At 37.1% G+C, this 17,534-nt stretch carries 20 protein-coding genes and 2 pseudogenes; 17 read left to right on the forward strand and 5 right to left on the reverse strand.

Going from position 1 to position 17,534, the window contains the following annotated elements; all coding sequences use genetic code 11:
- Nucleotides 1–5: 5 nt before the first annotated feature.
- On the forward strand, nt 6–1,340 hold the full coding sequence (locus FRX57_RS00855) for a sensor histidine kinase (protein ID WP_146565715.1): 1,335 nt from the start codon (nt 6–8) through the stop codon (nt 1,338–1,340).
- 47 nt (nt 1,341–1,387) lie between these two features.
- On the opposite strand, the gene FRX57_RS07855 is transcribed toward FRX57_RS00855, so the two are convergent.
- The 4 genes and pseudogenes from FRX57_RS07855 to FRX57_RS00870 all read right to left on the reverse strand — a co-directional run bounded on the left by FRX57_RS07855 (nt 1,388) and on the right by FRX57_RS00870 (nt 5,208).
- Complete coding sequence (locus FRX57_RS07855; protein ID WP_425472604.1) at nt 1,388–1,495, reverse strand: ComC/BlpC family leader-containing pheromone/bacteriocin; 108 nt, start codon at nt 1,493–1,495, stop codon at nt 1,388–1,390.
- A gap of 5 nt (nt 1,496–1,500) precedes the next feature.
- Nucleotides 1,501–1,587, reverse strand: a pseudogene (locus tag FRX57_RS07860) (bacteriocin); the annotation flags it as partial.
- 95 nt (nt 1,588–1,682) lie between these two features.
- A complete protein-coding gene (locus FRX57_RS00865; RefSeq protein ID WP_146565720.1) occupies nt 1,683–3,044 on the reverse strand; it encodes a bacteriocin secretion accessory protein in 1,362 nt (453 codons plus the stop codon).
- A gap of 10 nt (nt 3,045–3,054) precedes the next feature.
- A complete protein-coding gene (locus FRX57_RS00870) occupies nt 3,055–5,208 on the reverse strand; it encodes a peptide cleavage/export ABC transporter (RefSeq protein ID WP_146565722.1) in 2,154 nt (717 codons plus the stop codon).
- Nucleotides 5,209–5,501: 293 nt separating this feature from the next.
- Here FRX57_RS00870 and FRX57_RS00875 point away from each other — a divergent pair, with 293 nt between their 5' ends.
- The 10 genes and pseudogenes from FRX57_RS00875 (at nt 5,502) to FRX57_RS00925 (ending at nt 11,606) form a co-directional block, all read left to right on the forward strand.
- Nucleotides 5,502–5,732 carry a Blp family class II bacteriocin gene (locus tag FRX57_RS00875; RefSeq protein WP_146565724.1) on the forward strand — a complete coding sequence of 77 codons (231 nt, stop codon included), beginning with the start codon at nt 5,502–5,504 and terminating at the stop codon, nt 5,730–5,732.
- Nucleotides 5,733–6,193: 461 nt separating this feature from the next.
- A complete protein-coding gene (locus tag FRX57_RS00880; RefSeq protein WP_146565726.1) occupies nt 6,194–6,421 on the forward strand; it encodes a Blp family class II bacteriocin in 228 nt (75 codons plus the stop codon).
- A gap of 17 nt (nt 6,422–6,438) precedes the next feature.
- Nucleotides 6,439–6,641, forward strand: a pseudogene (locus FRX57_RS00885) (bacteriocin BlpN).
- Nucleotides 6,642–7,451: 810 nt separating this feature from the next.
- Complete coding sequence (locus FRX57_RS00895; RefSeq protein WP_425472605.1) at nt 7,452–7,655, forward strand: Blp family class II bacteriocin; 204 nt, start codon at nt 7,452–7,454, stop codon at nt 7,653–7,655.
- A gap of 65 nt (nt 7,656–7,720) precedes the next feature.
- Complete coding sequence (locus FRX57_RS00900; RefSeq protein ID WP_146565730.1) at nt 7,721–7,912, forward strand: class IIb bacteriocin, lactobin A/cerein 7B family; 192 nt, start codon at nt 7,721–7,723, stop codon at nt 7,910–7,912.
- Between the two features lie 213 nt (nt 7,913–8,125).
- The gene (locus FRX57_RS00905; protein WP_146565732.1) at nt 8,126–8,332 is read left to right on the forward strand and encodes a Blp family class II bacteriocin; all 207 of its coding nucleotides are present in this window, start codon (nt 8,126–8,128) and stop codon (nt 8,330–8,332) included.
- 35 nt (nt 8,333–8,367) lie between these two features.
- Entirely contained in the window at nt 8,368–8,556 is a 189-nt protein-coding gene (locus tag FRX57_RS00910) for a hypothetical protein (protein WP_146565734.1), read from the forward strand.
- A gap of 442 nt (nt 8,557–8,998) precedes the next feature.
- Entirely contained in the window at nt 8,999–9,205 is a 207-nt protein-coding gene (locus tag FRX57_RS00915) for a Blp family class II bacteriocin (protein WP_146565736.1), read from the forward strand.
- Between the two features lie 713 nt (nt 9,206–9,918).
- On the forward strand, nt 9,919–10,962 hold the full coding sequence (locus FRX57_RS00920) for a DUF6568 family protein (RefSeq protein WP_146565738.1): 1,044 nt from the start codon (nt 9,919–9,921) through the stop codon (nt 10,960–10,962).
- A 335-nt stretch (nt 10,963–11,297) separates the two neighbouring features.
- Complete coding sequence (locus FRX57_RS00925) at nt 11,298–11,606, forward strand: hypothetical protein (protein WP_146565740.1); 309 nt, start codon at nt 11,298–11,300, stop codon at nt 11,604–11,606.
- An 81-nt stretch (nt 11,607–11,687) separates the two neighbouring features.
- Here the strand turns inward: FRX57_RS00925 and FRX57_RS00930 are convergent, their stop codons facing one another.
- Nucleotides 11,688–12,632, reverse strand: a complete 945-nt coding sequence (locus tag FRX57_RS00930; protein ID WP_146565742.1) for an FAD:protein FMN transferase — start codon at nt 12,630–12,632, stop codon at nt 11,688–11,690.
- Between the two features lie 113 nt (nt 12,633–12,745).
- Between FRX57_RS00930 and FRX57_RS00935 the strand changes: the two genes are divergently transcribed.
- The 6 genes from FRX57_RS00935 to glyA are packed head-to-tail and all read left to right on the forward strand — an operon-like array spanning nt 12,746 to nt 17,533.
- Nucleotides 12,746–13,324, forward strand: a complete 579-nt coding sequence (locus tag FRX57_RS00935) for a thymidine kinase (RefSeq protein WP_146565744.1) — start codon at nt 12,746–12,748, stop codon at nt 13,322–13,324.
- An 11-nt stretch (nt 13,325–13,335) separates the two neighbouring features.
- Nucleotides 13,336–14,415 carry a peptide chain release factor 1 gene (prfA, locus tag FRX57_RS00940; protein WP_146565746.1) on the forward strand — a complete coding sequence of 360 codons (1,080 nt, stop codon included), beginning with the start codon at nt 13,336–13,338 and terminating at the stop codon, nt 14,413–14,415.
- The gene (gene prmC / locus FRX57_RS00945) at nt 14,415–15,239 is read left to right on the forward strand and encodes a peptide chain release factor N(5)-glutamine methyltransferase (protein ID WP_146565748.1); all 825 of its coding nucleotides are present in this window, start codon (nt 14,415–14,417) and stop codon (nt 15,237–15,239) included. The genes prfA and prmC overlap by 1 nt, the downstream gene beginning before the upstream one ends.
- Entirely contained in the window at nt 15,239–15,844 is a 606-nt protein-coding gene (locus FRX57_RS00950; RefSeq protein ID WP_146565749.1) for an L-threonylcarbamoyladenylate synthase, read from the forward strand. The genes prmC and FRX57_RS00950 overlap by 1 nt, the downstream gene beginning before the upstream one ends.
- Nucleotides 15,844–16,290 (forward strand): GNAT family N-acetyltransferase, encoded by a 447-nt coding sequence (locus FRX57_RS00955; protein ID WP_246100881.1) that lies wholly within the window; start codon nt 15,844–15,846, stop codon nt 16,288–16,290. Before FRX57_RS00950 ends, FRX57_RS00955 begins: the two co-directional genes overlap by 1 nt.
- The gene (gene glyA, locus FRX57_RS00960; RefSeq protein ID WP_146565751.1) at nt 16,280–17,533 is read left to right on the forward strand and encodes a serine hydroxymethyltransferase; all 1,254 of its coding nucleotides are present in this window, start codon (nt 16,280–16,282) and stop codon (nt 17,531–17,533) included. Before FRX57_RS00955 ends, glyA begins: the two co-directional genes overlap by 11 nt.
- Nucleotide 17,534: the final 1 nt, after the last annotated feature.

Genomic DNA, 17,534 nt, shown 5'->3' on the forward strand with positions numbered 1-17,534 from the left:
ATAATATGATAACCCTTTCCTATGTTTTTGAAACAATAATCTCTCTTGCTTCTGTAATTATTTTATTTTTTAGTCTCAATCGTTTAAGGTTTTCTTTATCCAACATTTTATTAGCTTTTGTTCTTAGAATACCAATTGCAATTCTGATTGCAACCGTGATTACCCTAACATCTGACCAATTATTGTCTTATATGGATGAACCTTTGTATGGTTTACTCTTGGCTATTGTCTTTTTAAGACCATTACCCAAAACTTTGTTAGTTTTTTATGGTTTCTTTGCTTTTACATTGAAAAATCTCTTTCTTCGCGTGATTACCTATTTTATTTTGCCACTTTTTGATCAATCATCCGGTAAAATGGAAGATACCTTAATTTATGTATTGAGTGTATTAGGGTCTACCTTTTTGGTTTTTCTTTTTTTGAAATGGCTTAGCTATGATTTTATTAAGTTAAGGACCGATAGTTTAGATTTAGCAGATAAGCAAGTTCTTTATCTATCTAATTGGGCCATGAGTTTTTATTATATTTTAATGCAGATACTGACCTATTTAGAGTATGAAAAAGGGATAATAACCCAGATTTATCGCCAGTTTCTCCTAGTCATTTATCTTATTATTTTTATGGGAATTATCAAACAACTTGATGCCCACTTAAAAAATAAATTACAAGAACAACTAGATTTTCAGCGACAATTGCAGTTGAAAAATATGGAGAAATATAGTAGTCATGTTGAAGAACTTTATCGAGAAGTTCGAGGGTTTCGACATGATTATGCGAATTTACTGACAACATTACGTCTGGGGATAGAGAATAATGATATTGCTCAAATCAAAGAAATTTATCAATCGGTGTTGAAAGACTCTCATAAAAAACTTAAAAATCGGAAATATGATATGGGGCGCTTAATCAATATTGATAACGCTGCCTTGAAGAGTCTTTTAGCCACAAAGTTTATACAAGCTAGTGAAAGTGATGTTTTGGTTAGTTTAGAGATTCCAGAGATTATTCGCCCACAGGGTATGGATTTAGTTGATTTTATTACGATTGTCTCCATACTATTTGACAACGCCATAGAGGCTGGAATAACTGCAGACACTCCCAAAATAGCAATAGCTTTTCTAGATATCAACGATAGGCAACGGTTTATTATTGAAAATACAACTAACGAAGCAAGTGTTGATATTTCAGAAATTTATTCGTTTGGCCACAGCTCCAAAGGCAAAAATAGAGGAGTAGGCCTATATAATGTCATGAAAATTATAGAACATTACCCAAATGTATCACTTAGTACAAGCAGTCGTAATCATCTATTCTGTCAGATTGTAGAAATAATGAAATAACTAAAAATATTAGGCAGAGTATACTTTTTCTGCCTAATATTTTTAATCTAGTTTCTTCGAGCATCAAATGCTAGTTTATTAAGAAAAATTGTCCACCAATTGCCACCAGAGATATGATTAAGTTCTGATGCAGAGAGTTCAGAAAAATTGTCCACCAATTGCCACCAGAGATATGATTAAGTTCTGATGCAGAGAGTTCAGAAAAAGTTGATTTAGAAAATTTAGTAGGTGTTTGTTTGGTATCCATATTAGGACCTCCTTATATATTTTTTAATCATTATAGCCAAAATATAATATTTTTTCTTTGCAAATCCTGAACAGTCATTTAACTTTCCTAAATGGTCAATTATAGTTGGATAAAATCTTATCTTTATAGTAATTAAAGTAAGTTTTTTTAGCAATGACAGTTGTCACACGTCCTTGTAGTCCGTACTGGATGATATGACTTTCTTTATTAGAAAGTTTGACTAGTGCTGTTACTTTGAACAGATTAGCTTGTTCTGTTTTAGTGGCAGTTTTATCAATAGATTGGATAGTTCCAATAATCATAATTTTCTGATTACCAATTTTTTCAAGACTCAGGCGTGATATTTGATGTTCTTTAAGTAATGAAATATATTCAGAGCTAACATAATAAGTTATAAGAACTTCCTTAATTTCATTAATATTAGGATAGATTTGTGCTATTTCACTGCTAGTCGGGATGAAATTTTTTCCTAAAAACTCACTATTTAGGTGGATGATACCTGTTTCTGGTGCGGTAATAGTATTATTTTGTAGGCTAATGGTAGCTTGTTCTAGTTGTGCTTGAATTTCTATTATTTGATTGTTAATGGTTGTTACCTGTTGGCTAGCGTTTTGGAGAAACTGAGAACGTAAAGCTTCAATCTTGGTTGATAGACTATTATCGTAACTAGCTACACTTCCTGTACCGGCCTTCTGAATATTAAGATTGGCAATAGAAGATTCAATGTTTGAAATATTTTGATTGATTTGAGAAAGGTATTGATCAACAAGAGTTGAGTCTACTTGATGCTGAGATTGAGCAAGATAGTTATTTAGGGTAGCTTGGTGAGGATTTCCAGATGATAGATTAGGTGTTCGATTAGTAATGGCCTGTTTTAGTTCATCGTATTCCATCAATTGTTGAGAGAGTTTATTGATTTGAGTATCAATAGCTGCAACAGTATTATTTGCAATGGTGGCTTGATTAGTGACCTCGGTATTGATTTTTGAAATACCAAGTTCTAGGTCTTGTGATTGCATAATAAAGTTGTTAAAGGTATTGGAATAGCCAAATTCATCTTCTTCTAGAAATAGATTTGTTCCCTGTTCTAAACTAGCTATGAGAGTTTCAAGTTCCGTTTTTTGTCTGTTAAGCATGTCTAGCTGATTGTCTAAGGCTTGTTTTTTCGAACTCTCTATTATTTCTGAATATTGAAGGAGTAGTTCATCTTTTTTCACTAATTGGTTATGAGACAATTTATTGGTTGTAATGGGGTTATTACTGGTGGACTGTATTGAAGCAATGATTTTGGTCGGTGTAATTTCTCCTCTTGAAATAACAGTGACTTCTTTTTTTACAAAAAAAGAAAATAAAACTAGAAAGATTAGTAGTAAACTTAAGGGAAGAATGAGGAGTGTAGCAAAGTTATGGTAACGTCGTTGATAAAATTCAGCGCTTTTGAACAGATTGGGATTCATAATAATCTCCTTATTTACTAAAAAGCTGGTGGTAGAAGCCTTGTTTATCCATCAATTCCTTATGGGAACCCATTTCAATAATTTTACCTTGGTCAAGGACAATAACTTGATTGGTTCGCTCCGAGATACTTAGCCGATGGGCGACAAAGATAATTGTTTTATCAGTCATGGCCAGAAGGTTATCAATAACTTTTTTCTCGGTTAGAATATCCAGTCCACTGGTAGCCTCATCAAGGATAAGAACAGGGGCTTTCGTGAGTAAGGCCCGAGCAAGAGCAATTCGTTGTTTTTGACCACCCGATAAACCTGCACCATCAGATAGTTCAGTTTGATACCCCATAGGCATTTGTTCAATGTCTTGACGGATTTCTGCTATCTCACAGGCTTTGAAAATATCTTCTTGACTAATTATTTGATTCGCTCCCAACGTCAGATTTTCTAAAATAGAGCCGTTAAAAACATAGGCTTGTTGAGGGAGATAGTTGACATATTGACGTAAGATGGTTTTATTAATCATTCTTAGGTCATTTTTATTAATTGTGATTCGACCTTTGTAAGGTTCAAAAAAATTAACAATCATCTTAGCTAAGGTAGTTTTTCCAGAACCACTAATACCTACTAGGCTGACTTTGTCTCCCTGCTTGATGGTTAGATTAATATCTGACAAAGTGTCACGTCCAAAACCGTATTTGTAGGAGATATCTTCAAATTGGATATCACCATACAAAAATTGTGTGTCGGTTAGTGTTTGTTTATCATTAAATTCGGATTCCACTAGATAAACTTCGTTGAGACGATTATTGGCAACCTTGGCTGACTGAAGTTTGGTTTGGAGATTGATGATACTTTCTAGAGGAGTTGTAAAGTAGGATAGTAATGTGTTAAAGGTAATTAGCTGACCAATAGAAATGTTACCGTTCATAACCAATTGTGAACCAAACCAAAGAATAATTATGTTGAGAATGAGTTGAGCTCCCTGTTTGAGTGTTCCTTGAAGGATAGAATATTTGCTGAGTCTAAAGGATTTATCCAAATAGTCTACAAATTCACTATCAATTTTTTGATAACGATTTTCTTCACTTGTCAAAGATTTTATCGTTTCAATACCATTAATATCTTCGATAATGGCAGAGCTGACCATGGCATTGCTTTGCATCACATCATTATTCATTTTTTCAAAAGGTTTCATAAAGATAAAAATAATAATCAGATAGATAGGAACAGCAACTAGCGAGATAAGAAAGAGCTGGGGATTTTGAACTAATAACATACCACCAACAATGATAAGAATAGACAAATCCAAAAATAACGATAAAATGGTGGATGCTAAAGCATCAATAATAGAATTGGCATCAGTAAATCGGGAAATAATTTCTCCAGTCCGTCTGGTGGCAAAAAAAGACATGGGTAATTCAAAAACATGGCGAATATAGGATAAAATAACATCAATACTTAATCGCTGACTTAGAACAGTTAGGAGATAGTCTCGTGAGAAACTCATCATCTGTTGGAGAATGTAGGTGATGATAAGACCAATTGAAACAACACCTAATGTTGATTTCATCTGATTGGGGATATATTCGTCTAGAATACCTTGAAGATAGTAAGAACCACCAATATTAATGAGTGTTACTAAAAGGCTGGCTAAAACAATAGAGAAAATTAGAGAACTTTGCTTAAATATCAGAGGAAGAAAGCTAAACAATCCGTTCTTTTTGTCTTTGTGTGGTTTATAGCTTGGTTCTGGAGCGAGAAATATTGCGACACCAGTCCATTCAGAGCTGAATCGTTCTGTGCTCATTTTACTTATCTTAACAGTTGGATCAGGGTCTCCGATAATCAAGTAATCCTTTTTTGTTTGATAGACGACATAATAGTGCTGCAGTTTTCCCTCCTTATTGACATGAGCAATAAATGGGTAGGGAACATCGTCCATCTCAAATAGGGTCATATCAGCTTGGATGGCTCTCGTTTCAAATCCCATTTTTTTAGCTGCTTTGACAATGCCTAGAGCGGTTGTTCCCTCTTTGTTTGTCTTTGCCAATTCCCTTAAATGAGCAAGAGAGTAGTCAGAACCATAATATTTAGCGATAGAAGCAAGAGCTGCAACCCCACAGTCTCTCGTATCAATTTGTGGAACAAAGGTGCGTTTATAGGATACCATTGGTAGGAGTCCTTTCTATTACTATTGATAGATTCATTATGACATGAAATTAAAGAAAGTGACTTTTTGAATCCTAAATGGTCATCGAAACGTCCTAAATGGTAAAGTTAGTAATCAGTTAAAATCAAAAATGTTTCCTGAATGGCCATTTTATAGTCGTAAATGGTTAAATTTTACCATTTAGGAAAGTTAAATGACTATTCAGGAAATGAAAGAATTATTTTTTAAAAAGGTGCTATACTAAACTTGTCAAAGTTGCAACATGACAAAAATAATTTAAGGAGGTATTCGTTATGAATACAAAAGCGATGGGAAAATTTGAAGTTTTGGAGACTGAACAACTTGCCGCTGTTGAAGGTGGTGGTTGGGTTAAGTGTGGCCTTGGAGTAGTTGGTGGAGCACTAACTGGTGGAGTTGCTGGTGGAGCTGTGGGAACTGTTACATTACCGATTGTTGGTACAGTATCAGGAGCTACGGCTGGTTTCTGGGGCGGAGCAGCTACAGGAGTGGCTACATTCTGTTAAAAAAGAGCCTTGTCTTTATTAAATAAAAGTAGGGAATGATTTTATGACTAAACAAAGAATAGTATCTCTTGTAATATCTATGTTTTTTTTAATGGTATCGGTATTTAACTTTTTTAGAGGTTTAAATTTCATTCTTTTGTTTTTCAATACTGTGGGATTTGTAATATTTTTTCTATTGACATATGTTAGCATAAGAAGAATTATTCTTAGAATGATATAATTTATCTGAAGGCAAACTTCTTTTTGAGGTTTGTCTTCTTTATTGTTAAAAATTTTCTTATTTCTTAGTCTTAAATGGTAATTTAGAAAATCTATTTAAATTAAAAATATTTTCCTGAATGATTATTTTTTGTATTAAATAGTTACTGTTTAAGATATAGAGCAAGTATTTTTTAAGAAAGTGCTATATTAAACTTGTCAAAGTTGCAACATGACAAAAATAATTTAAGGAGGTATTCTTTATGAATACAAAAGCGATGGAAAAATTTGAAGTTTTGGATATTGAACACCTTGAGACTGTTGAAGGAGGAAAAAATAATTGGCAATATAATGTATTAGAAGGTGTAGGAGCTGCTATTTGTACTGCAAGTGGAGTAGGAGCTCCTTTGGTGCCAGCCTGTGGCTATATCGGTGCTAAATTTGGTGTTGGCTTGTGGGCAGGTGTAACGAAGGTTACTGGTGGATTTTAGTATCGGAGGATTGTCATATGTCAAAATATAAAGATTTAACAGTTATTGAGCTTGAAAGCATTACTGGTGGGAATGCTGCGGGAGCAGCTGTTGTTGCAGCTATGGATGTGCAGCGACAGGGATAAAGTATGGAAGCAAATTTGGAGGTTGGGGAGCGGTAGTAGGAGGACTGGGTGGAGCTACAGTTTGTGGATACCTAGCTTATACTGCTAAAGGATGATGTCAAGAATGGAATTAGTATTTTTTGTAATCATTGTTTTTATTCAAATATACTCTATTTATAAAGCTGTGAAAGAATGTGATAAAGATACTAGTGATATATTTATAGTTAGTGCTTTTATCTTACTATTCCTTATTTATAGAAAAGGACTATTTATTTGGCTTTCTTACCTGATATATGTTTTAAAATTTTTATCATCGTATAAGAAATAAGATTTAGTGAAATTATTGTTTCTGTGAATTGCAAAGCATAGGAATTGGAGCTATAGCAGGTAGTCTTTATTGTACAGTTCGTCTGATTTTAGGATAAAAATGAAAAATTGCCAATATATGTTCAAAGAATTAGATACTTTTACTTTAGAAACAATTCAGGGAGGAAAGCTTACCTGGGGAGGAATAATCGGCTCATGATGTCGTCACATATTCGGATGCTTGTGTTGATATCTATTTTACTACTTGTTATAATCATCACTTATTTCTATTCTGGACCCTAGACTGTTAAAAAATATAAACATGATTATATATTTGTCCTGCTCCTATTATTACAACCGATATTTAGTGATTTGTTAGGTTGGTTGGTTAACTTTTAAAACTAGGTTGAGTAATAAATAGCAGACAAACTTCAAATAGGAGGTTTGTTTTTTCTGAAACTCCTGAATGGTTATTTTATAGTCGTAAATGACTAAATTTTACAGTTTAGGGCGTTTCAATGACCGTTCAGGAAATGGAAGAATTATTTTTTAAGAAAGCGCTATACTAGACTTGTCAAAGTTGCAACATGACAAAAATAATATCTAAGGAGGTATTCACAATGAATACAAAGACAATCTCACAATTTGAACTTTTGGACATAGAACACTTTGCGATTGTTGAAGGGGGGTATTCAAGTAATAATTGTATCAGGGATATGGGTGCTTCTATGTTAGCAGGAGCTGGTCAGGGACATGGGGGACAGCAGCTGGAGGAGTTGGAGCAATTCCAGGTGCATTTGTTGGAGCGCATGTTGGAGCTATAGCAGGTGGTTTTGTCTGTATGGGTGGAATGATTGGTAATAAATTTAAATAGAGAAGGAGTAAGACTATGAAACCATGTGTAGATTTTCAAATATTATCTGAGAGTGAATTGACAGATGTATACGGCGGTAAAATTAATTGGGGTTCTGTTGTAGGAAATTGTATCGGTGGAGCTATTATTGCAGGTGCTTTTTCTGGACCGATAAGTGCAGGAGTCGCTTGTATTGTAGGTGGTGGAAAAGCGATAATCTATGGTTAAAGATTTAATCTGGCTATTTGTATCACTCGTTTTTTTGTGCATTGGTTACATTCGAAGAAATAAACTTTGTATTGAAATTGCTAAAATTATGCTTATCTTAATAACTGCCGAAAGAATTATTGATCTACTTATATGGATTTTTAGTTGATATAACTATATTGAACTTATTAATCTTGCAACATGACAAAAATAAAATCTAAGGAGGTATTCGTTATGAATACAAAGACAATCTCACAATTTGAACTTTTGGATACAGAACACCTTGCGACTGTTGAAGGAGGTGTTTCAAATAAATGTATTGCAGCGATTGTTGGAGGTGCAGTTTGGGGAGGTAGTAGAGGCTTAGTTGGGGGCCCCTTAGCTGGTGGTATAGGTACAGCAGTTGGAGCTGCAGCGGGAGCAATTATTGGCTGTCGTTAGTAATTATCATAATAAAAGAAAGGAAGATTTTTAAAATGTATTACAACTTAGAAGAATCACAACTAATACATATTTCTGCCGGGAATTCTAAAAATAATTGTGTCTGGGGTGTTATGGCAGCAGCAGGCGGTGGATTTATAGCAGGAGTAGCTGTCTCTGGTCCGTTAGGTGTATTTGGAGGTGCAATGGCTGGAGCTGGAGCCGCAGTTGCTTTGTGTAAGTGAGATTGTTGAAGTGAAAAAATTAAATTTTTCAGCTTTTATAATAATGATATTTCTTCTATCTGCAATTATTTTCCCAAATATAACTAAAGACTTGAAAGATTATATTATTTTATCAATCTCGCTGTTATTCTTTTTTTTACTTTTTTTAATTTCATATTTTAGAAAATAACGAAGTGAAAATTAGATAGAGCAATAAATCGAAGACAAACTTCTTATTTGAAGTTGTCTTTTTTGCTGTGTGTCTATTAATCCTAATAGGAGTGTTTGTAGTATCTTGAGTGGTAGTTCATTCTTCCTGAATGGTTGGAAAAAGCTAAAAAATGACAATTCATGAGTAAAAAACGACATTTCAGGATTTGGAGTAAAAAAATTATAAAAAGTGCTATACTAAACTTGTCAAGGTTGCAACACGATAAAACTAATATCTAAGGAGGTATTCACTATGAATACAAAAGCAATGGCACAATTTGAAGTTTTGAATATTGAACATCTTGCTAATATAGAAGGGGGTGGATGTAATAGAATTGACGGAGGAAAAGCTGTCTTAGCAGGAGGGATTAGCTCTGCAACAGTTGGTTTCTTTACAGGAGGTCCTCTTGGAGCCATAGGTGGAGCGGCAGGTTATTATGGTACTTGTTGGATTGGGTAGTAGGATGAATATTTTTATAATAGCTTTATGTGTTAGTTTAATATTTTATTTTCTTAGTAGGAAAGCTCTGAAAGAAGAAAAGAAACACTATTTAAGCAATAAAAATAATAAAAAATAGAGCTGATGTCATACTATTTAGAGTTTATTTGGTGTCTTCTATACTAACTTGCTAGTAGAGATGTCTGGCTTTAACAAGGTGGTATTTATTATGAATACAGAAGCAATTGCAGGAACTGCAAAAACGTGTTTTTAATTAATAGTATGATGAATGATAATCTTAATATAAAAAAGATAGTTGGTTCAGTATTATCTTTTAGATTTATTTTGACATTAATTTAAAATTTTACTAGGAATCTAAGTTTTTTGCCACTACTGTTAACTATAGTTGGTATAATATCATTTGCAGTATTATTATTTTTCTTGCTTTTTAATAAACAATAGCTAAGTTAAACTAATTTAGTTCTTAGATTAGAATAGTCAAACAGAGAGCCATGTCATTCATGACTCTCTGTTTTTTTGATTACTAAATGAGTTCAGAACATTAATTTTTCTTCTCGAAAAGAGATAAGAAATTAAAATAAAATTTGAACATTTAGCTGATGAAAGAGTAATTTTTACCATTTAGGAAAGTTAAATGACTGTTCAGGATTTATACAAATTTTTTACGATTAAAAATTTATAATAAAGTTATCAAACGATAAAGGAGATCTATAATGAGTAAAAAATTATTCAAATCATTATTATTTAGTTCAGTTGTGTTAGTGACTTTTGGGACTAGTATTGTTCAAGCAGAGAGTCCTGAAGCAGATATTTTGGACACACCACCTTCATCAATTTCGTCAGATCAAACATCTGAGGAAACGTCATCTTATCAGTCGGATAGTATGATAACTACTGAGAATACTGTAGAAGTGACAACTGAAGAGTATAATGCCAATGTTTCCGAATTCAAAAAAGTTGATATCATGGATGTTCGTCAAGGTTTTACAGCCGACGGAATGGAACATACTCTCTATTTTGGTCGTGGAACGTGCTATTATTGTCGTCAGTTTTCACCAGAGTTGAAGGTATTTAATCAACTTATTGATAATAAGTTAGAATATTATGATACTGATGGAGACGATTTTGACGATGATGCCAAAGAATTTTTATTTAAAACAATTGGTATTCCAGGAACCCCTTCAGTTCTTTATTTGAAAAATGGACAACCTGTTTCAGGCTGGGTTGGTGGTGGAATCACAGCCCAACAACTTTATGACTATCTTTACTTAGGTAAATTACCAGAACAACCAGTAGAAGAATCAAAAAGCGATGATATTAGAACATCTGTTGAAGATATATCTAGCGAATTAGCTAATCACCTAAACAATCAAAATCAGACTGAGGTTAGTGATATGATTACTGAGAAAAAAGTAACATTACTTGAAAGCTCAAAAGCAGATAGTGTAACTAAACAACAAAATGTCAATATTGAGACTACTAGATTAACAAGTAATTATCTTGCAAACAATGTAATTGATACTACAAAACAGGAGGAGCCAAAAAAATCTTCTTTTAAAAATTTGAAAACTGTTTCACAGACTACATCTTCAGAGACTCTTCCGCAAGCAATTACTAAAAACACGCTACTACCAAAAACAGGAGAAAGCAATTTAAATACTCCTTTGGTTATCGGAATTTTTTCTATGATTCTAGGAATTATTACATATAAAAATCTCAGAATAAAAAAGAAAATGACCACTATTCCTAATGATTGACCATTTAGGAAACTTAGATGATTATTCAAGAAATAGCGAAATAATTTTTCAAGAAAGTGTTGCACTAAACTTGTCAAAATTGCAACATGATAAAAATCAAGTGACTATCATTGTATTGACGGTGCGATAGCAATTTTAGTAGGAAGTTCGTTAAGAGCATCTATAGGCTATCCCCAACTTGTTGGAACGGATAATGTTATGTACATTTTTGTGATTACTTTGGGTGTTATTAGGGTATTTTATTGTGTCATTCCGAGATATTGGATAATCTGCGCAATCGCTTGCTTTTTCTATCCCGAGTAGTATAATAAGGGTAACGAAGCGAGGTGAGAAGTATGGGAAGACTGGAGTTGTTGGCTCAAGATTTGAGACGGGCAGAAAGGGAACTCAAAAAAGCTTATATCTGGCTGGGTGTTTGGGTTTCTCTATTCTTGCTAAATATTATCGTTTGTCTCGTATGGTTATGGAACTATGATCCTTTTGTAGGCCCTCTCAGAGTATTTTTGTGGTTATTGATTGTGCCTATCTTTATGGATCCCTTTGTTTATTTTTTCTTCTTTGGAATGTTTTTGTACTATATGATGGGGGAACAAAAAAAGTGGAGCATTATCAATTTGAACTGCAGATGGCAGAAGAGTATTTAGATTTCGAAATTAGGTTAGTTCAAGCTGAGTAAACTATTAAAAACGATATTATCTTTTGAGGATAGTGTCGTTTTTTAGTGATTAAAATGACAGATTTTTGACATAGGAGTGGAGACCCTTGGAGAAGGTGATTTGATTGTTGTGATCAATGAGAATGCCTTCCAGCTGCTTTTGCTGGTTGATTTGGGTTAAAATCAAGTCCTTATCAAGACCAAATAAACGGCTAGCCCAAAGGTCTGCTTGGAGGGAGGAGGGAGAAATAAGGGTCAGGCTGACCAAGGAACTACGAACGGGATAGCCTGTCCTTGGATCTAAAATATGATGGTAGCTCTGGCCTTGGTGGATCAAGCGACGTTCATAACTACCAGAGGTCACGACAGAGAGATTTTTTACCGGTAGGGTCAGGAGATATTGGCCGCGTTTACTGGCTTGGGGATTTTGAATGCCAACTGACCAAAGTCCACTTGGGCTTTGTGGATTTTTACCATAGACCAGGACATTCCCCCCCAGGTTAATCATGGCTGAGTTCACACCTTGTGTTTTGAGGAAAGTCACGATTTGATCCGAAATGTAGCCTTTGGCTAGGCCACCAAGGTCTAGTTTCATGCCTTGTTTTCGCAAAAAAACACTAGACTGGTCGGTATTGAGTAAAATATCTTGGGGATGACAGAGGGCTAATTTTTTCTGAATGGTCTGCTTGGTTGGTAGTCTAGCATCGGCAAAGCCAATTCGCCAGCTTTGGATGACAGGGCCTAGAGCAATATTGAGTTGACTCTTAGGGACAAGACTATGCTCTTTTCCTAAGGCAATCAGAGAAAAGAGATCGGGACTGATTTGATAGGGTGCCAGTCCTGCCTTGGCATGAAGCTGGGCCAACTCGGATATTTGACTATTGGCACTAAAACGTTTTTCGTAATCTTCCAGTTGTTTGCTGACAATTGCTAGGAGTTTTTGACTGTCTTGGCTATCAATCATTAGGTCAATGCGGGTTCCCATGAGTTGTAGGCTATCACGTGAAATACTCATGTTTTTAGTCTATCATAAAGCCTGATACCTGACAATTTTTCTAAGGTTTCCAGTGCGAAATTGATCAAATTATGATAGAATAATAAGGAAACTGTTTTAGAATAGAGATGAAGATGGCACAGCTATATTATAAGTATGGAACCATGAATTCAGGTAAAACCATTGAAATTTTAAAAGTGGCCTATAATTATGAGGAACAAGGCAAACCGGTGGTTATTATGACCAGTGCCTTGGACACGCGAGATGATTTTGGGGTGGTTTCCAGCCGGATTGGCATGCGGCGTGAGGCTCTGCCGATTTCTGATGACACCAATATCTATGATTATGTGGAAGGCTTAGACCCGAAACCTTATTGTGTCTTGATTGATGAAAGTCAATTTTTGAAAAAGCACCATGTTTATCAGCTGGCCCGAGTTGTCGATGAGTTAGATGTGCCGGTCATGGCCTTTGGCTTGAAGAATGATTTCCAAAACGAACTGTTTGCAGGCTCTAAATACTTGCTCTTATTTGCAGATAAGATTGATGAGATTAAAACCATCTGTCAATTTTGTAGCAAGAAAGCGACCATGGTTTTACGGACAGAAAATGGTCGTCCTGTTTATCAAGGGAATCAAATTCAGATTGGCGGCAATGAAAGCTACACCTCGGTTTGTCGCAAGCATTACTTTAAGCCCGAAGCCCTCACTAAATAAAGGAGAAAAAGATGAATATTTATGATCAACTGCAGGCGGTAGAAGACCGCTATGAAGAATTAGGAGAGTTGCTCAGTGACCCTCAAGTGGTCTCAGATACCAAACGGTTTATGGAATTATCTCGTGAAGAAGCCAGCACGCGAGATACAGTGACCGCTTATCGTGAATACAAGCAAGTTATCCAAAACATTGCTGACGCGGAAGAAATGATTAAGGACGCTAGTGGTGATGCTGAATTGGAAGAAATGGCTAAGGAAGAATTGAAAGAATCCAAGGCTGCCAAGGAAGAATACGAAGAGAAGCTGAAAATCTTACTCTTGCCTAAAGACCCTAATGATGATAAAAACATTATTTTGGAAATTCGAGGGGCAGCGGGTGGTGATGAGGCCGCTCTCTTTGCAGGAGACCTCTTGGCCATGTACCAAAAGTATGCGGAAAGCCAAGGTTGGCGGTTTGAGGTCATGGAGGCTTCAACCAACGGTGTTGGTGGTTTAAAAGAAGTTGTGGCTATGGTTTCTGGTCAATCTGTCTATTCTAAACTCAAGTATGAATCGGGGGCTCACCGTGTCCAACGTGTTCCTGTGACTGAAAGCCAGGGGCGTGTTCATACCTCAACAGCAACGGTCTTGGTCATGCCAGAGGTGGAAGAGGTGGAATATGATATTGACCCCAAAGATTTGCGCGTGGATATCTACCATGCCTCAGGTGCGGGTGGTCAGAACGTCAATAAGGTAGCAACCGCTGTGCGAATTGTCCATTTGCCAACCAATATCAAGGTGGAAATGCAGGAAGAACGGACTCAACAGAAAAACCGTGAAAAAGCCATGAAAATTATTCGTGCTCGTGTGGCGGACCATTTTGCTCAAATTGCCCAAGATGAGCAGGACGCCGAGCGGAAATCAACCATTGGTACTGGGGATCGTTCTGAACGTATTCGGACCTATAATTTCCCACAAAACCGTGTGACCGATCATCGTATTGGCTTAACCTTGCAAAAATTAGATACCATTCTTGGTGGTAAGATGGATGAGGTGGTTGATGCCTTGGTCCTTTACGATCAGACACAAAAACTAGAGAAATTAGCGAACTAATGACTTATGCTAGCCTTTTTAAAAGTTATGGCGACCAATTAGAGCAGGTGGGGGAAGAAAGAGAGGCTTTAACCTTTGTTTTTTGCCAACTGAAGGGTTGGACCTATACCGATTTTATCCTCAATCAAGGCAAGGTCCCTAGCCAAGCTGATCAGGAACTCCTGGAAAAGATTGTTTGCCAGTTGAAGCAGCATGTCCCAGCCCAGTATATTTTGGGCAAGGCCCATTTTCATGGGATGGACTTACTGGTTGATCATCGAGTGCTCATTCCTCGGCCAGAAACGGAGGAACTGGTTGACTTAATCTTGGCAGAAAATCCGGCAGAACATTTGACCGTCTTGGATGTGGGAACGGGCAGTGGTGCTATTGCTCTTAGTTTAGCCCGTTATTGTCCAAACTGGAAGGTGACTGCCTTAGATATTTCTCCAGCAGCTTTGAGCTTGGCTCAAGAAAATGCCCAACAGCAAGGCTTGGATGTGACTTTTTTGCAGTCAGATATGTTAACAGGGCTGACGAAGTCTGTTGATTTGATTGTTTCCAATCCCCCCTATATTGCTGAGGAAGATAAGGATGAAGTGGGGCAAAATGTTTTAGCTGCTGAACCCCATCTGGCCCTTTTTGCCAAAGAAAATGGGCTAGCCCTCTACCGTCAGCTAGCTAAACAAGCTCCGGCTCATTTGAATAAAGAGGGAAAAATTTATCTGGAAATTGGCTATAAACAAGGGCAGGCGGTACAAGACTTATTTGCCCAAGCCTTTCCAGATAAGCAAGTTCGTGTGCTAAAAGATAGCCTTGGTAAGGATAGAATGGTGGTGGTTTCCTAATGGTATTAGAAGACATCATAGAACTGATTCAGGCAGGTCAAGCAGTTGTCTTGCCGACAGAAACGGTTTATGGTCTATTTGCCCAGGCCTTTGATGAAAAAGCGGTTGACCGTGTTTATCAGCTCAAACAACGTCCACGAGAAAAAGCCCTTAATCTCAATGTAGCTAGTTTTGATGATATCTTAGCTTATTCGCAACAGCAACCAGCCTGTCTTGCCAAGCTCTATCAGGATTTTTTACCAGGTCCCTTGACCATTATTTTACAGAGTAATGAACGTGTACCTGCTTGGATTAACTCAGGTCTAGCAACTGTCGGTTTTCGTCTCCCCAATCACCCCCTAACTAGGGAGATTATCCAAAGGACAGGCCCCTTGATTGGCCCCTCTGCCAATGTGTCAGGTCAAGCCAGTGGTAGGGTTTTTGCTGAGATTATGCGTGATTTTGCAGGTCAGGTCACAGGGGTAGCTGATGACCAGGCCATTTTAGGTGTGGATTCAACCATTTTGGACTTGTCAAGACCAAAGGCTAGGATTTTACGCCAAGGCAGTATTACTAGGGAAGAGTTACTTGATCGAGTACCTGAACTGATTTTCGAGGAGGATTGATGATGGGATTGCGTTCGCTAACTCAAAATGACGTCCCAGCCCTTGCAGAGCTTGCTCAGGTTTTGGGCTATCCTGTAGAAGAAGCCTTTGTTGCTCAGCAATTAGCCCAGTTACTAGTTGATGAGAGCCATTTTATCTTAGGCTATGAAAAAGATGGGCAACTAGTTGGCTTTTTGGACAGTCAGGTTTATGAAAGTCTCTATGCTCCCAAAGGCTTTAATGTTTTGGGCTTGGTGGTCTTGCCTTCCCATCAAGGACAAGGGATTGGTCGAGAACTGTTGACGGCTTTGGAAGAGGAAGCTAGCAATCGGGCATTTGCTTTTATCCGTTTGAATTCAGGTAGTCAGCGTCTAAATGCTCATGAATTTTATCGCCGTTGTGGTTATGAGGGAGATAAAATGCAAGTACGATTTTTTAAAAGAATAGGAGATAGAGATGATTTTTGATCAGGATAATTACCGTGATTTTGACCCAGAAGTTTGGCAGGCCATTGAGGAAGAAGGACATCGCCAGCAAAATAATATTGAGCTTATTGCCTCAGAAAATGTCGTGTCTAAAGCTGTCATGGCAGCTCAAGGGTCTCTCTTAACCAACAAATACGCTGAAGGCTACCCAGCCAAGCGTTATTATGGCGGGACTGATGTGGTCGATGTGGTGGAAAATTTAGCTATTGAACGTGCCAAGAAATTATTTGGAGCCAGTTTTGCCAACGTTCAGCCACATTCAGGTAGCCAAGCCAATACGGCAGCCTACATGGCGCTGATTGAACCAGGAGATACCGTCTTGGGGATGGATTTGTCAGCAGGGGGACATTTGACCCATGGGTCACCAGTTAATTTTTCAGGCAAAAGCTATCATTTTGTTGCCTATGGGGTCAATCCTAAAACAGAGACTTTAGATTATGATGAGATTTTGACCTTAGCCGAAGAACATCAGCCTAAATTGATTGTGGCAGGAGCATCTGCTTATTCACGGACCATTGATTTTGCTAAATTCCGTGCCATTGCTGACCAAGTGGGAGCCTATCTCATGGTGGATATGGCCCATATCGCAGGTTTGGTGGCGGCAGGACTTCACCCTAACCCTATCCCGCATGCCCACGTGGTGACTTCAACCACCCACAAGACCTTGCGCGGTCCGCGTGGTGGTTTGATTTTAACCAATGATGAGGCCTTGGCTAAGAAAATTAACTCAGCTATTTTCCCAGGGATACAAGGAGGGCCGCTTGAGCATGTGATTGCAGCTAAGGCAGTGGCTTTCAAGGAAGCACTTGACCCAGCCTTTAAAACCTATATGCAGGCTGTTTTGGACAATAGCAGAGCTATGGCCCAAGTCTTTGCTCACGACAGTGATTTCCGTCTGATTTCAGGTGGGACCGATAACCATCTCTTCTTGGTTGATGTGACTAAGGTGGTGGAAAATGGCAAGCTTGCCCAAGATATTTTGGAAGCTGTTAATATTACCCTCAATAAAAATTCTATCCCTTTTGAAACCCTATCGCCTTTCAAAACTTCTGGTATTCGTGTTGGAACACCAGCCATTACTAGTCGTGGCATGGGGGTTCAAGAAAGTCAGCTGATTGCTGACTTGATGATTAAGGCCTTGAAACATGCTGATGATGAACGTGTTCTAGACGAGATTCGCCAAAGCATTAAGCAGTTGACAGATAAGTTCCCATTGTACGATTAAG

It is taken from the genome of Streptococcus cuniculipharyngis (assembly GCF_007859195.1).
Classification (GTDB): domain Bacteria; phylum Bacillota; class Bacilli; order Lactobacillales; family Streptococcaceae; genus Streptococcus; species Streptococcus cuniculipharyngis.

What these genes read in the sequence shown, in the direction of transcription:
- FRX57_RS00855 (WP_146565715.1), top strand. Translation starts at nt 6, where the DNA reads ATGATAACCCTTTCCTATGTTTTTGAAACAATAATCTCTCTTGCTTCT.
- FRX57_RS00865 (WP_146565720.1), bottom strand. Translation starts at nt 3,044, where the DNA reads ATGAATCCCAATCTGTTCAAAAGCGCTGAATTTTATCAACGACGTTAC.
- FRX57_RS00870 (WP_146565722.1), bottom strand. Translation starts at nt 5,208, where the DNA reads ATGGTATCCTATAAACGCACCTTTGTTCCACAAATTGATACGAGAGAC.
- FRX57_RS00875 (WP_146565724.1), top strand. Translation starts at nt 5,502, where the DNA reads ATGAATACAAAAGCGATGGGAAAATTTGAAGTTTTGGAGACTGAACAA.
- FRX57_RS00880 (WP_146565726.1), top strand. Translation starts at nt 6,194, where the DNA reads ATGAATACAAAAGCGATGGAAAAATTTGAAGTTTTGGATATTGAACAC.
- FRX57_RS00895 (WP_425472605.1), top strand. Translation starts at nt 7,452, where the DNA reads ATGAATACAAAGACAATCTCACAATTTGAACTTTTGGACATAGAACAC.
- FRX57_RS00900 (WP_146565730.1), top strand. Translation starts at nt 7,721, where the DNA reads ATGAAACCATGTGTAGATTTTCAAATATTATCTGAGAGTGAATTGACA.
- FRX57_RS00905 (WP_146565732.1), top strand. Translation starts at nt 8,126, where the DNA reads ATGAATACAAAGACAATCTCACAATTTGAACTTTTGGATACAGAACAC.
- FRX57_RS00910 (WP_146565734.1), top strand. Translation starts at nt 8,368, where the DNA reads ATGTATTACAACTTAGAAGAATCACAACTAATACATATTTCTGCCGGG.
- FRX57_RS00915 (WP_146565736.1), top strand. Translation starts at nt 8,999, where the DNA reads ATGAATACAAAAGCAATGGCACAATTTGAAGTTTTGAATATTGAACAT.
- FRX57_RS00920 (WP_146565738.1), top strand. Translation starts at nt 9,919, where the DNA reads ATGAGTAAAAAATTATTCAAATCATTATTATTTAGTTCAGTTGTGTTA.
- FRX57_RS00925 (WP_146565740.1), top strand. Translation starts at nt 11,298, where the DNA reads ATGGGAAGACTGGAGTTGTTGGCTCAAGATTTGAGACGGGCAGAAAGG.
- FRX57_RS00930 (WP_146565742.1), bottom strand. Translation starts at nt 12,632, where the DNA reads ATGAGTATTTCACGTGATAGCCTACAACTCATGGGAACCCGCATTGAC.
- FRX57_RS00935 (WP_146565744.1), top strand. Translation starts at nt 12,746, where the DNA reads ATGGCACAGCTATATTATAAGTATGGAACCATGAATTCAGGTAAAACC.
- prfA (WP_146565746.1), top strand. Translation starts at nt 13,336, where the DNA reads ATGAATATTTATGATCAACTGCAGGCGGTAGAAGACCGCTATGAAGAA.
- prmC (WP_146565748.1), top strand. Translation starts at nt 14,415, where the DNA reads ATGACTTATGCTAGCCTTTTTAAAAGTTATGGCGACCAATTAGAGCAG.
- FRX57_RS00950 (WP_146565749.1), top strand. Translation starts at nt 15,239, where the DNA reads ATGGTATTAGAAGACATCATAGAACTGATTCAGGCAGGTCAAGCAGTT.
- FRX57_RS00955 (WP_246100881.1), top strand. Translation starts at nt 15,844, where the DNA reads ATGATGGGATTGCGTTCGCTAACTCAAAATGACGTCCCAGCCCTTGCA.
- glyA (WP_146565751.1), top strand. Translation starts at nt 16,280, where the DNA reads ATGATTTTTGATCAGGATAATTACCGTGATTTTGACCCAGAAGTTTGG.